The organism is Bradyrhizobium sp. IC4059 (genome assembly GCF_020193615.1).
In the GTDB taxonomy this organism is placed as follows: domain Bacteria; phylum Pseudomonadota; class Alphaproteobacteria; order Rhizobiales; family Xanthobacteraceae; genus Bradyrhizobium; species Bradyrhizobium yuanmingense.
In genome coordinates this window covers 242,315-256,118 of the sequence record NZ_JADYVH010000010.1, presented here as the reverse complement: position 1 = coordinate 256,118, position 13,804 = coordinate 242,315, and the positions used below count along the sequence as shown (strand labels likewise).

The 13,804-nt window shown below is 66.1% G+C and carries 11 protein-coding genes and 1 riboswitch; of the genes, 8 read left to right on the top strand and 3 right to left on the bottom strand.

Features of this window, described 5'->3' with window-relative positions:
• Positions 1-115 precede the first annotated feature (115 nt).
• From I6F12_RS28360 to purH, 3 genes are all read left to right on the top strand, one after another.
• Positions 116-1,462 (top strand): transcription antitermination factor NusB, encoded by a 1,347-nt coding sequence (locus tag I6F12_RS28360; RefSeq protein ID WP_036002961.1) that lies wholly within the window; start codon positions 116-118, stop codon positions 1,460-1,462.
• A 157-nt stretch (positions 1,463-1,619) separates the two neighbouring features.
• Complete coding sequence (locus I6F12_RS28355; protein WP_036038852.1) at positions 1,620-3,338, top strand: heparinase II/III family protein; 1,719 nt, start codon at positions 1,620-1,622, stop codon at positions 3,336-3,338.
• Positions 3,339-3,397: 59 nt separating this feature from the next.
• Positions 3,398-3,479, top strand: a riboswitch (ZMP/ZTP riboswitch).
• A 24-nt stretch (positions 3,480-3,503) separates the two neighbouring features.
• Positions 3,504-5,096, top strand: a complete 1,593-nt coding sequence (purH, locus tag I6F12_RS28350; protein WP_225157719.1) for a bifunctional phosphoribosylaminoimidazolecarboxamide formyltransferase/IMP cyclohydrolase — start codon at positions 3,504-3,506, stop codon at positions 5,094-5,096.
• Between the two features lie 120 nt (positions 5,097-5,216).
• On the opposite strand, the gene I6F12_RS28345 is transcribed toward purH, so the two are convergent.
• Positions 5,217-6,602, bottom strand: a complete 1,386-nt coding sequence (locus tag I6F12_RS28345) for an MFS transporter (protein WP_225157718.1) — start codon at positions 6,600-6,602, stop codon at positions 5,217-5,219.
• A gap of 100 nt (positions 6,603-6,702) precedes the next feature.
• On the opposite strand from I6F12_RS28345, the gene ggt reads away from it, so the two are divergent.
• On the top strand, positions 6,703-8,454 hold the full coding sequence (gene ggt / locus I6F12_RS28340; protein ID WP_225157717.1) for a gamma-glutamyltransferase: 1,752 nt from the start codon (positions 6,703-6,705) through the stop codon (positions 8,452-8,454).
• A gap of 30 nt (positions 8,455-8,484) precedes the next feature.
• Here ggt and I6F12_RS28335 read toward each other — a convergent pair whose 3' ends face one another.
• The gene (locus tag I6F12_RS28335; RefSeq protein WP_225157716.1) at positions 8,485-9,150 is read right to left on the bottom strand and encodes a glutathione S-transferase; all 666 of its coding nucleotides are present in this window, start codon (positions 9,148-9,150) and stop codon (positions 8,485-8,487) included.
• 150 nt (positions 9,151-9,300) lie between these two features.
• Here I6F12_RS28335 and I6F12_RS28330 point away from each other — a divergent pair, with 150 nt between their 5' ends.
• The 4 genes from I6F12_RS28330 to panE all read left to right on the top strand — a co-directional run bounded on the left by I6F12_RS28330 (position 9,301) and on the right by panE (position 13,065).
• Positions 9,301-9,894: a DUF2239 family protein gene (locus I6F12_RS28330; protein ID WP_225157715.1), complete on the top strand. Its 594-nt coding sequence runs from the start codon at positions 9,301-9,303 to the stop codon at positions 9,892-9,894.
• An 88-nt stretch (positions 9,895-9,982) separates the two neighbouring features.
• Positions 9,983-11,332: an MATE family efflux transporter gene (locus I6F12_RS28325; protein ID WP_225157714.1), complete on the top strand. Its 1,350-nt coding sequence runs from the start codon at positions 9,983-9,985 to the stop codon at positions 11,330-11,332.
• Positions 11,333-11,433: 101 nt separating this feature from the next.
• Positions 11,434-12,042, top strand: a complete 609-nt coding sequence (locus tag I6F12_RS28320; RefSeq protein WP_225157713.1) for a 2-hydroxychromene-2-carboxylate isomerase — start codon at positions 11,434-11,436, stop codon at positions 12,040-12,042.
• Between the two features lie 99 nt (positions 12,043-12,141).
• Positions 12,142-13,065 (top strand): 2-dehydropantoate 2-reductase, encoded by a 924-nt coding sequence (gene panE / locus I6F12_RS28315; RefSeq protein WP_225127941.1) that lies wholly within the window; start codon positions 12,142-12,144, stop codon positions 13,063-13,065.
• A gap of 90 nt (positions 13,066-13,155) precedes the next feature.
• Here panE and I6F12_RS28310 read toward each other — a convergent pair whose 3' ends face one another.
• Positions 13,156-13,752 (bottom strand): c-type cytochrome, encoded by a 597-nt coding sequence (locus tag I6F12_RS28310; RefSeq protein ID WP_225157712.1) that lies wholly within the window; start codon positions 13,750-13,752, stop codon positions 13,156-13,158.
• Positions 13,753-13,804: the final 52 nt, after the last annotated feature.

Genomic DNA, 13,804 nt, shown 5'->3' with positions numbered 1-13,804 from the left:
CTGAAAAACCCGCAAGCGATTCTTACATTTGGCATATTCGCGTGTCAGAGATCGCCTTCTCAAGGCATGCGCCCATCGCGGCGGAACTGCCGCTCGTTCAGAACCTTGCTTCCGCATGCCATCTCAACGTTTCGTCCCTCCGTCCGAAGTGCCCGGCCTTGCGGCGCGACGGATTGCCGCCGACATCGTCGACGGCGTGCTGCACAAGCACCGCACGCTCGACGACCAGCTCGACGGCGGCGGTGCCCATCCCGGACTGAAGACGCTGGCCGACCGCGACCGCGCGCTGATGCGGCGCCTGGTCGCCACCGTGCTGCGCCGGCTCGGCACGCTCGGCCATGTGCTGTCCCGCCTGCTCGACAAGGGCGTTCCCTCCGACGCGCCACGCGCGCAGAGCGCCCTTTTGATCGGCGCCGCGCAGATCCTTTGGATGGACGTGCCGGATCACGCCGCGGTCGATCTCTCCGTCCGCCTCGTGCAATCCGACCGCCGCGCCGCGCGCTATGCCGGCCTCGTCAACGCCGTGCTGCGCCGCTGTGCGCGCGAGGGCAAGGCGCTGGTCGAGGAGGTCGCGACGCAATCGCTGGATCTGCCGCCATGGCTGCTCGCGCGCTGGAGCGCTCATTATGGCGAGGCGACCGCACGAGACATGGCATCGGCGCTCGGCCACGAGCCCTCGCTCGATCTCACGGTGAAATCGGATCCCGCCCAATGGGCAAGCCGCCTGCATGGTGAGATGCTGCCGACGGGAACGGTGCGGATGCTGCTGCATGGTGCGGTAACCATGCTGCCCGGCTTCGCCGAAGGACAATGGTGGGTACAGGACGCCGCCGCCGCGTTGCCCGCCCGGCTGTTCGGCGATGTCAAAGGCAAGTCCATTGCCGATCTCTGCGCCGCCCCTGGCGGCAAGACCGCGCAGCTGGTGCTCTCGGGCGCGCAGGTCACGGCGATCGACCGCTCGCCGGCGCGGGTGGCACGTTTGCGCGAAAACCTGGCGCGGCTGTCGCTGCAAGCCGAGACCGTCGTCGCTGACGCCGTGGAATGGGCCGGCCCGGCGGAGGCGTTCGACGGTATTCTGATCGATGCTCCCTGCACCTCCACCGGCACGATCCGCCGGCATCCCGACGTCGCATGGCTGCGGCAGGACTCCGACATCGCTACCCTGGCCGCGCTCCAGCAGCGGCTGCTGCGCAAATCGGTGTCGCTGCTCAAGCCGGGCGGGACGCTGGTCTATTGCACCTGTTCGCTGGAACCCGAGGAGGGCGAGCAGGCGGTGGCGGCACTGCTCGCCGCCGAGCCCGCGCTTCGCCGCGCTCCGATCATGGCATCGGAGGTTGCGGGCCTCGACGAAATCCTCAACGGGGACGGCGACCTGCGCACCCTGCCCTGCCATCTGCCGAACGCCGATCCCAGGCTCGGCGGGCTCGACGGATTTTTCGCGGCCCGGCTCGTTAAATCCTGATTTTGCACTGGATTTTGCGACCACGACCCTGATTCGCGCCGTTCAAGGTGGTGTCAGGCGTCCGATTTTGGGATTAATAAGGATTCGTCACTGATCCTCTCCCCCATCAAGGCAAGGCGTGTCGGTCGCTCAACGCAGACGTATCTCGACGCTGGTCATGAACCGCTTCGCGCGGAACATGCTCGCGCGCGCGAGCGGCGGTTCCGTTGTGCTGTCGCGAGTCTGGCCCGGCCGCACCGACCGGCTGATCATCGCGCCGCATGACCTGCGGACCGCGGATGCGACTCGCGCTGCCGAGATCTATGCCGGTCGCTTCGTCTTCGCCGGCAAGATCGTCAATTGCCATGGCCGCTCGATCTTCGACCTCGAGCCGCCGTCGGAGGATTGGGAGGTTGCGCTGCTCGGCTTCGGCTGGCTGCGGCACTTGCGCGCCGCCGATACGGCGCTGACGCGGGCGAATGCGCGCGCGCTGATCGAGGACTGGATCTCGAATCCCGCCAACAAGCGCCGCCCCGTCGCGCGCCGCGCCGACGTACTGGCGAGGCGCGTGATTTCGCTGCTCTCGCAGGCGCCGCTGGTGCTGAGCGAGACCGACAACAAGTTCTACCGCCGTTACTTGCGGGCGCTGGCGCGCGAGATCCGCTTCCTGCGCTACACCATGGTCGACATTCCGGACGGGGTGCCGAAGCTGCAGGTGCTGATCGCGCTGTGCTATGCGTCCCTGTGCCTCGCCAACCAGACGCGTCACATCCGCAGCGCCTCCAAGAAGCTGTCCGACGAATTGCAGCGGCAGATCCTGCCCGATGGCGGCCACATCTCGCGCAATCCGGGCGCGCTGATCGAGCTCCTGATCGACCTCTTGCCGCTGCGGCAGACTTTTGCCGCGCGCAATATCGCGCCGCCGCCGGCCCTGCTCAATGCGATCGACCGCATGATGCCGATGCTGCGCTTCTTCCGGCACGGCGACGGCAATTTCGCCCTGTTCAACGGCATGAGCGCGACCTCGTCCGACCTGCTCGCCACGCTGCTCGCCTACGACGACACCCATGGCGCGCCGATGGCGAACATGCCGCATACCGGCTTTCAGCGCCTCGATGCTGGCCAGACCACTGTGATCATCGACACCGGCCCGCCGCCGCCGGCCGGCGTCAGTCACGACGCCCATGCCGGCTGCCTCTCGTTCGAATTGTCGTCCGGCATCAGCCGCATCGTCACCAATTGCGGCATGCCGACCACCGGCCGCGACAATTGGCGGCCGTTCGCACGCAGCACGGCGGCGCATTCGACGCTGACCTATCACGAGACGTCGTCATGCCAGTTCGTCGAGATGTCGGCGATGAAGCGGCTCCTGCACGGCGCGCCCGTCACCAGCGGCCCGGTCGAGGTCGAGAGCTATCGCGAGGTCGTGCAGAACGGCACGCTGCTCACGACCTCGCATGACGGCTATCTCGCCAAGTTCGGCGCAATCCACCGCCGCGTGCTGATGATCGCCAATGACGGCGCGCGCATCGATGGCGAGGACGCGCTGTCGCCGCCGCAGGGCGGACGCTTCAAAGGTGCCGATGCCGATTTCGCGCTGCGCTTCCATCTGCATCCGGCGGTGAAGGCGAGCCGGCTGTCGGATGCGCGCGGCGTCATGCTGGTGCTGCCGAACCGCGACGTCTGGACCTTCGAGGCATTGGACGACAAGGTCGATCTCGAGGACAGCGTGTTCCTGGCCGGCAATGACGGCCCGCGCCGCACCGCCCAGATCGTGATCCGTCAGAACGCCCGCCAGGCCCCCTCGATCCGCTGGAGCTTTGTCCGCTCCACCGCCTCGCCTGCAGTGACCAATGCCCGCCGCAACGCCCGGCGCGAGCCGGAACTTCCGTTGTAAACAGGCGCGATCCGGCCCTATCTACCCGTTGAGAGCGACGCCAAAAGCTGCTATCGAGCGCTCGCTCGCGCGACTGGCGACCTTGGATGGAGCACCATCGGGAAGCGCGGGACATATAAGCCGCGCGCCTGGGCATAGACACTCCCTGAACAGAGGATCTTGCTCATGACTGATCATCCCCGCCGCGTCACCCGCGCCCTTCTCTCCGTCTCCGACAAGACCGGCCTGATCGAGTTCGCCAAGGCGCTCGCCGCGCACGACGTCGAGCTGGTCTCGACCGGCGGCACCGCGAAAGCCATCGCCGCGGCCGGCCTCAAGGTGAAGGACGTCTCCGAGCTCACCGGCTTCCCCGAGATGATGGACGGCCGCGTCAAGACGCTGCATCCGAAGGTGCATGGCGGCTTGCTCGCGATCCGCGACAACAAGGAGCACTCGGAAGCGATGAAGGCGCATGGCATCGCGCCGATCGACCTGCTCGTCGTCAATCTCTATCCGTTCGAGGCCACCGTCGACAAAGGCGCGGGCTTCGAGGATTGCATCGAGAACATCGACATCGGCGGCCCCGCGATGATCCGCGCCGCCGCCAAGAATCACGACGACGTCGCCGTCGTGGTCGAGGCGCAGGACTATCAGGCCGTGCTCGACGAGCTTGCCGCCAACAGGGGCGCGACCACGCTGAAGCTGCGCCGGCGGCTCGCCGCGAAGGCCTATGCCCGCACTGCGGCCTATGACGCCGCGATCTCGAACTGGTTCAACCGTCAGCTCGAGATCGACGCGCCCGACTTCCACGCTTTCGGCGGCCGGCTGATCCAGTCGCTGCGCTATGGCGAGAACCCGCACCAGACCGCCGCCTTCTACGCGACGCCGGACAAGCGCCCCGGTGTCTCCACCGCGCGGCAGCTCCAGGGCAAGGAGCTCTCCTACAACAACATCAACGACACCGATGCCGCCTATGAATGCATCGGCGAGTTCGACGCCAAGCGCACCGCGGCCTGCGTCATCGTCAAGCATGCCAATCCCTGCGGCGTCGCCGAAGGTCCGAACCTCGTCGAGGCCTATCGCAGGGCGCTGGCCTGCGATTCCACCTCGGCCTTCGGCGGCATCATCGCGATGAACCGCGCCCTCGATGCCGATACCGCGCGCGAGATCACCAAGATCTTCACTGAGGTCATCATCGCGCCCGATGCCAGCGAAGAGGCGATCGCCATCATCGGCAGCAAGAAGAACCTGCGCCTGCTGCTCGCCGGCAGCCTGCCCGATCCGCGTGCGCCGGGCCTGACCGCCAAGACGGTGGCCGGCGGCCTGCTGGTGCAAAGCCGCGACAACGCCGTTGTCGACGACATGACGTTCAAGGTCGTCACCAAGCGCGCGCCAACGGATGCGGAGATGCGTGATCTGAAGTTTGCGTTCCGGGTGGCAAAACACGTCAAGTCCAACACCATCATCTACGCCAAGGATCTCGCCACCGTCGGTATCGGCGCGGGTCAGATGAGCCGGGTGGATTCAGCGCGGATCGCCGCACGCAAGGCGCAGGATGCTGCTAGCGAGCTGAAGCTCGCCGAACCGCTCACCAAGGGTTCGGTGGTGGCCTCGGATGCGTTCTTCCCGTTCGCCGACGGCATGCTCGCCTGCATCGAAGCCGGCGCCACCGCCGTGGTGCAGCCCGGCGGCTCCATGCGCGACGACGAGGTGATCAAGGCCGCCGACGAGCACGGCATCGCCATGGTGTTCACGGGAACGCGGCACTTCAGGCACTGAGTTGCTGTCATTCCGGGGCGCGCGAAGCGCGAACCCGGAATCCATTGTGCAGGGTCCCATGCGGAGAAATGGATTCCGGGCTCGCGCCAAGTGGCACGCCCCGGAATGACGATGGGGATGCTAATCCCGCACCCGCACCAACAGCCCCAGTCCCGCGACGAAGAACACCACCAGCACGGCCATGCCGGCCTTCTGGCTGGCGGTCAGCGCGGTGACCAGGCCGATCAGGAGCGGGCCGATGAAGGACGTCACCTTTCCCGTCAGCGCAAACAGGCCGAAATATTGCGCGATGCGATCCTTCGGCGCGAGATGGATCAGCAGCGTGCGGGAAGCGGCCTGGAGCGGGCCGCCGGCTGCACCGATCAGGCAGCCCAGCACGAGATAGGCGCGCTCGGCCGTACTCGAGAACAGGGCAGCGCCCGCTTGCGGCGGCGCGGTCTTGACGAACAGGACGCTGTCCTTGTCGACGAGGAGAATCGCGGCCACCGACAGCAGCAGGACCAGCAGGCTGCCGGCGATGACGCGCTTCGGCCCGAGACGATCATCCAGCTTGCCGCCGAACCAGGCGCCGAGCGCGCCGGCGATCGCGAGCATGATGCCGAACGTCCCGATCTGGATGGTGTGCCAGCCGAAGGTGCCCGCGGCATAGATGCCGCCGAAGGCGAACAGCGACACCAGACCATCGGTGTAGATCATGTTGGCGAGCAGGAATGCCGCGAGCGATTTCTGCCTCGGCAGACTCTTGATCGACTGCTTCAGCTCCGACAGGCCTTCGCGCAACGCCTCGCCCAGCGGGCGCTTCGCCGGATAATCCGGCGTGAACAGGAACATCGGCGTCACGAAGATGATGAACCACAGCGCAGTCAGCGGCCCCGCGGCACGATCGCCCTGACGTGTGAGGGGATCGAGGCCGAAGAGCGGCGTGACGCCGAGCAGCGTGCGGCCGGTCTCGGGATTGGCGGCGAGCAGGCCGAGCACGATGATCAGGCTGACGATGCCGCCAATGTAGCCCGTGGCCCAGCCGGTGCCGGAGAGACGACCGATCCGCTCCGGCGGCACCAGCGTCGGCATCATCGCGTTGTTGAAGAGCGTGGCAAATTCCGCACCGACGCTGGCGAGCGCAACTGCGGTGAGCACCAGCGGAATGACGGCATGATCGCCGGGCTTGCCGATCCAGAGCGTGCAGGACGCCAGCACAAGCACCGTACCGAAACCTGCGATCCACGGTTTCCTGCGGCCCGAAGCGTCGGCGATGGCGCCGAGCACCGGCGACAACAGCGCGATCGCAAGGCCTGCGGCCGCCATCGCAAAGCCCCACAAGGATTGACCGGCGGCGGGATTTGGCGCAATGGCCGTCGCGAAATAGGGCGCGAACACGAAGGTCGTGATCAGCGTGAAATATGGCTGCGCGGCCCAATCGAAGAAGATCCAACTCACGACGGCGGCGCGCGGCGGATAGGTCCGCGCCACGCCGGCCATGCGCGCATCCGGAGCGATTGTCGTCATCACGCAGCACCCATCACGAACAGTTTTGCCTCTCTTAGAGCAAACGGTATAGCATTACAGTGACGGGTGTGAACCGGTGCAACGCCACGGCGGGAATTCGATGATGTCGTCATATTCGACACGGCGGAGATTTTTAGCCGCCATTACCGTCCTGGTGCTCGGTCTCGCCCCTGCGACCGCTCAGGATGCACGGCAGGGCTATGTTCCGCCCGCACGCGAGGCAGTGCGCGCCGTCGCCGCCGAGCACGGCATGGTGGTGGCGCAGGAGAAGATCTCCGCGCAGATCGGCGCCGACATCCTGCGGCGCGGCGGCAATGCCATCGACGCTGCGGTCGCGACCGGCTTCGCGATGGCCGTGACCTATCCGCGTGCCGGCAATATCGGCGGCGGCGGCTTCATGGTGATCCATTCCGCCGATCGCAATGAAGACATCACGATCGACTATCGCGAAACCGCGCCGGCCGCGACCACGCCGCAGATCTTCCTCGGCGCCTACGGCAAGCCCGACGCGACGAAGTCACGGGATTCCGCGCTCGGCATCGGCGTGCCCGGCACCGTCGCCGGCCTTGCGCTCGCGCTCGAGAAATACGGCTCGGGTCAGTTCACGCTGGCGCAACTGCTGGCGCCTGCGATCGCGCTCGCACGCGATGGCTTCATCGTCAGCGACGACATGGCCGATACGTTGCCGGGCTGGCACCGGCGGCTGGCACGCTGGCCTTCTTCGGCCAGGATATTCTCGCGTCCGGATGGCACGCCGCTGGGCGAAGGCGATCGGCTGGTGCAGGGCGATCTCGCCGAAACGCTGGCGGCCGTCGCTGCACGGGGGCCGCGGGGATTCTACGAGGGGCCGGTCGCCGAGAAGCTCGCCAAGGCCGTGACCGATGCCGGCGGCATCATGACGCCGGCCGACCTCAAGGCCTATCAGCCGGTCATCCGCACGCCGGTGCGTGGCAGCTACCGCGGCTATGACATCGTGTCGATGCCGCTACCCTCATCCGGCGGCGTCGTGCTGATGGAGACGCTCAACATCCTCGAGGGCTTCCCTCTGGCCGATCTGAAGCAGGGATCGGCGGCGTCGCTGCATCTCTTGATCGAAGCCATGAAGCGCGCTTATGCCGATCGCGCCCGCTATCTCGGTGATCCCGCCTTCGTCAACGCGCCGATCGAGACCCTCATTGCGAAGGACTATGCCGCGAAGCTGCGCGCGCACATTTCCCCCGAACGCGCCACGCCGTCAAAAGAGCTCGTGGCCTCTCCTGCCGCGCCGCGTGAGGGCAGCAACACCACGCATTTTTCCGTCGTCGATGCCCGCGGCAACGCCGTCAGCAACACTTACACGCTGAACTTCAGCTACGGCGTCGGCCTCGTCGCCGACGGCACCGGCGTGCTGCTCAACAACGAGCTCGACGATTTCACCGCGGCAATCGGCGCCTCCAATGCCTATGGCCTCGTCGGCTTCGAAGCGAACCTTCCCGGACCCGGTAAGCGGCCGCTGTCGTCGATGTCACCGACCATCGTGCTGAGGGACGGCAAGCCGGTGCTGGTGACGGGCTCGCCCGGCGGCAGCCGCATCATCTCGACCGTGCTGCAGGTGATCGTGAACGTGCTCGACTACAAGATGGATGTTGCGGCCGCGGTCGCAGCGCCGCGGCTGCACCACCAATGGCTGCCGGATGAAGTGCGCGTCGAGCGCGGCTTTCCCGAGGGCGTGCTGCTCGAGCTGAAGGCGATGGGGCACCTCGTCCTCGAGCCGATGGGGCAGACATCTGCCAACTCGATTCTGGTGACGCCGAACGGAACGCTGGGCGCAGCCGATCCGCGCACGCGCGGCGCGGAGGCGGCGGGGCAGTAACCTGCTCCCGGAATGACGGAGTAAGGGAGCTTACCGCCCGACCTGATACGGCCCGCCCTTCTCCAGCGCGCGCGCATATGCAGGCCGGGCGTGGATGCGCTCCAGGAACGCCATCGCCTTGGGATGGCCCTGCTCGAGGCCGCCGCGAGCTTGGGCGGCTTCGAGCGGAAAGCTCATCTGGATGTCAGCCGCGGTGAACTCGCTGCCGGTGAACCATTCGCTCTTGCCGAGCTCGCCTTCCCAATAGTCCATGTGCTGCTTCAGCTGCGGATTGACCAGCGCGGTCAGCGCCTGGTTGCAGACCTTGCGCACCAGCGGGCGCAGCAGGGCCGGCGCACGCTTCGGCATCAGCGTGAACAGCAGCTTGAGCAGCAGCGGCTGCATCGCGGATCCTTCCGCATAGTGCAGCCAATAGGTGTAGCGCAGCCGCTCCGGCGTGCCCGGCGCGGGGATCAGCTGTCCGTTGCCATAGGTGGCGATGAGATACTCGATGATCGCGCCTGACTCGGCGATGGTGTTGCCGTTGTCGGTGATGACGGGCGATTTGCCGAGCGGATGGATGGCGCGCAGCTCCTTCGGCGCGCGCATGTCCGGCTGACGCTGATAGCGCACGATCTCGTAGGGAACGCCCAGCTCCTCGAGCAGCCACAGCACGCGCTGCGAGCGGGAATTGTTGAGGTGGTGAACGGTCAGCATCGCGGGGTCCTCAAGGCTTGGTCGTGGTCATCGGCCGCGCCGTTGGTGCCAGCCCGGGAACACATTGTCGAGCCGTCGCTGCAGATATTTTCACCCGGGTATATTGACGCGGCGAATTTACCCGGGTATTAAACCGGCAACGCGATCAATATGGCAATGATTCCAATGCAAGGGACCTACACAGCCTTCACCGGCCAGCGCCGGCTGGCCTCCGGCACTGCGGGCGACGTCGCGCTTGCCGTCAAGCGTGCCACGCAGCCGCTGGACCAGCCAATTATCATCTTCGACGACGGCACCGGGCGGTCGATCGATTTCGACCTGCGCGGCGACGACCGCGAGGTGCTGGCCCGGCTAGCAACGCTCATGCCGCAAGCCGAGACGGCCGAAGCACCCGCAGAGCCGCGCGGTCGCGGCCGGCCGAAGCTCGGCGTGGTCGCGCGCGAGGTGACCTTGCTGCCGCGGCACTGGGAGTGGCTCAACGCACAGGCCGGCGGCGCTTCGGTCGCGCTGCGCAAGCTCGTCGACGAAGCCAGGCGCGCCAGCGGCGACAAGGACCGCGAGCGGCAGGCGCGCGATGCGGCCTACCACTTCATGTCGACCATGGCCGGCGATCTGCCGCAGTTCGAGGAAGCCTCGCGCGCCCTGTTCGCGGATGACCGGCGACGCTTCACCGGCCTGATCGCCGACTGGCCGACCGACATCCGCGACCACATCGTCAAGCTCGCCTACAGCGACCGCGCTTAAACCGCGCGCCGCTTCTCACGCCCCATCGACGGCCGAGCCGCGCATTGCGCGGCAACGGCTTCGCACGCCCTGATGAAAGGCCAATGCCATGTCTGCCGCAAAGCCGCTCTGGACCACATTCCTCCGCTTTCTCGCACCCCTGATGCTGAGCAACGCGCTGCAATCGCTGTTCGGCACCGTCAGCAACGTCTATCTCGGCCAGATGGTCGGCGTCGGCGCGCTCGCCGCGGTCTCGGCGTTTTTCCCGGTGATGTTCTTCCTGTTCGCCTTCGTCATGGGCCTCAGCACCGGCGCCACCGTGCTGATCGGCCAGGCCTTCGGCGCCGGCGAGCATGGCCGGATCAAGATCATCGTCGGCACGACACTCGCCGTCGGCCTGCTGCTCTCGATAGCGATTGCACTCGTTGGCGGGATCTTCAGCCGGCCCCTGATGGTGATGCTCGCCACGCCCGCGGACATTCTCGATGAAGCCAGCGCCTATGCGCGCATCATGCTGTTGACGATGCCGCTCGGCTTCATCTTCCTGCTGATGACGGCGATGATCCGCGGCGTCGGCGATGGAGTGACACCGCTGCTGGCGCTGGCCTTGTCGACGGCGATCGGCCTGATCCTGACGCCGATGCTGATCCGCGGCACGTTCGGATTGCCGGTGGCCGGCATCACCAGTCCTGCCTGGGCGGCTGCGATCGCGAACACGCTGACGCTGATCGTGCTGGCTGCCTATCTGCTGCGGAGAAAGCACGCGCTCGCGCCGGATGCGACGCTGCTGCGTCACCTCCGACTAAACGGCGCCGTGCTCGGCAAAGTCCTCGGGATCGGCCTGCCGAGCGCGATCGGCATGGTGGTGATGGCGATCGCCGAGCTTGTGCTGCTCGGCCTCGTCAACGGCTTCGGCTCGAATGCCACCGCGGCCTATGGCGCCGTCAACCAGGTGATGGGCTACACCCAGTTCACGGCGATGTCGATTTCGATCGCGGTCTCGATCCTCGGCGCCCAGGCCGTCGGCGGCGGCGACCGGGCCCAGCTTGACGGCATCGTGCGGATGGGCCTTGCGTTCAATATCGTCCTGACCGGCGGGTTGGTGGCGCTGATCTACCTCGCGCCACGCGCGGTGCTCGGTATCTTCATCACCGACGGCGCCGTGCTGGATCTGGCGAAGGGATTGCTCAACATCGCCTTGTGGAGCTCGGTGCCGTTCGGGCTCGCCACGGTGTTCTCGGGCGCAATGCGCGGCGCCGGCGTCGCGTTGACGCCGATGCTGCTGTCGATCTTCGCGATCGCCGCAATCGAGCTGCCGGCTGCAATCATCCTCAGCCACACGGTCGGCCTGACCGGCGTGTGGGCCGCCTATCCCATCGTGTTCTGCGCCATGTTGATTCTGCAGATGGGCTATTACCATCTGGTGTGGCGCAAGCGGGCGATGCAGCGCCTGATCTGACGGTCAAAGTATTATGACCGTCATTAAACGATAGACCTGTGGCGCGGCCTGCGCCACAATGAGAAAAAGCCGCTCAGAAAGCCAGGCCAGGGAGAATGATTTTGACCCGCACCGCCCCGCAATTCCTGTTCGATTTCGGTAGCCCCAACGCCTATCTCAGCCATCTGGCGATTCCAGCCATCGAACAGCGGATCGGCGTCAAGTTCGAATATGTGCCGATCCTGCTCGGCGGCATCTTCAAGTCGACCAACAACAAGTCGCCGGCCGAGACGCTCGCCGGCATCAAGAACAAGCGGGAGTTCCAGCAGGTCGAGACCGAGCGCTTCATCAAACGCTTCCATGTCCAGCCCTATGTCTGGAATCCGCACTTTCCCGTCAACACGCTGAACCTGATGCGCGCAGCGATCGCAGCGCAGCTCGAGGGCGTGTTCGAGACATATGTCGAGGCCACCTTCCACCACATGTGGCGCGAGCCGAAGAAGATGGACGATCCCGAGATCGCGGCGAAGGCGCTGGCGTCGTCTGGTCTCGATGCGCAGAAGCTGTTCGCCCGCGCCGGGGAACCCGAGGTGAAGGCCAAGCTGATCAAGAACACCGAGGAGGCGGTCGCCCGCGGCGCCTTCGGCTCGCCGACCTTCTTCGTCGACAATGAAATGTTCTTCGGCAAGGAGCAGTTGCGCGAGGTCGAGGAGATGGTGTCGGGAAAGTGAAGCGCGCGAATGGCGAGTAGCGAATAGCGAGTGGAAATCGCGCCCACTATTCGCTACTCCCTATTCGCCATTCGCCAATAGTAAAAGCGGAGTTCTCCCATGCGCATCCTCGTGGTCGGCGCCGGCGCCATCGGCGGCTATTTCGGTGGCAGGCTGTTGCAGGCCGGCCGCGACGTGACCTTCCTGGTTAGGCCTCGCCGCGCCGACGAGCTCGCGAGCGCCGGCCTCGTCATCAAGAGCCCGAACGGCGATGTGACCTTGAAGAACCCGCCGACGGTTCAGGCCGACGCAATCAAGGACACGTTCGACGTCGTGCTGCTCAGCTGCAAGGCATTCGACCTCGACGATGCCATCAAGTCGTTCGTCCCCGCGGTGGGGCCGAACACCGCAATCATCCCGATGCTCAACGGCATGAAGCATCTCGACACGCTGGACACGAAGTTCGGCAAGGAGCGCGTACTCGGCGGCCTCTGCGCCATTGCGGCCACGCTGAACGAGAAGCGCGAGGTGGTGCAGCTCCAGCCGATGCAGTCGCTCAGCTACGGCGAGCGCGACGGCGGGATGTCGGACCGGGTGAAGGCGATCGACGAGGCCTTCAAGAGCGGCATCAATGGCGCCAGCGCCAGCCAGAACATCATGCAGGACATGTGGGAGAAGTGGGTGTTCCTGTCCTCGCTCGCAGCAAGCACCAGCCTGATGCGGACGTCCGTCGGCAATATCCTCGCCGCGCCCGGCGGCCGGGAGTTCCTGCTCGGCATGTTGGATGAGACCAGCGCGGTTGCCACGGCGTCCGGCTATCCGCCGGGCGGCCCGTTCTTCGATCGCGTCAAAGGCAATCTCACCACCGAGGGCTCGCCGCTGACGGCGTCGATGTTCCGCGACATCAAGGCCGGCCTGCCTGTCGAGGCCGATCACGTCATTGGCGATCTCATCGCGCGCGCCGACTCCGCCAAGGTGCCGGTGCCGAAGCTGCGCATCGCCTATACGCATCTGAAGGCGTATGAGAGGCAGCGGGCGGGGTAGGGCGTAACCACACATTCGGTGTCGTCCCGGGGCTCGCGACTGTGTCGCGCCCCGGGGATGACGAGCTGCGATTGACGAAACAGCTCAGCGCTATTTCAAGTGCGCGAGATAGTGCGAGACGGCGGTGATCTCCTCATCGCTCATGTGATAGGCGACGTCGGCCATCGCGGCGACGCCGCCGCCGACACGCTGGCCGGCCTTGTAATCGTGCAGCGCCTTGACGAGATATTCCTCACGTTGCCCCGCGAGCCGCGCCACCGCCTTGGTGCCGGCATAGCTGTCGGTATGGCATGAGCCGCAGCGGCGGCCGGCGGCCACCTGCGCCCCCTTCTTCGACAGGTCGGGATCCCCGTCTTCGGGTCCCTTCGGCGGCGCCAGCGAGGCGAAGTAAGCGCCGAAATTGCGGATGTCCTCGTTGGTGATCCCTTCCACGATCGGCTGCATCTGATCGTTCTTGCGCGCGCCGGCGCGGAAGAACACGAGCTGCCATTGCAGGAATTGATCGGGCTGGCCGGCGAGCGAGGGGATGTTCTCGGTCTGCGAAATGCCGTTCTCGCCGTGGCAGCCGGAGCAGGCGGCGGCCTTCTCCTTGATCGCGGCATTGTCGGCGGCCGTAGCCGGGATGAAGGCGTCGAGCGTCAGGAGCGCAACCGCGCTGATTGCGTGCGAAATGATCTGCCGGCGCATGGGGGAGGATTCCGATCTATCGAGCTCGTCATTCCGGGGCGTGCGGAGCACG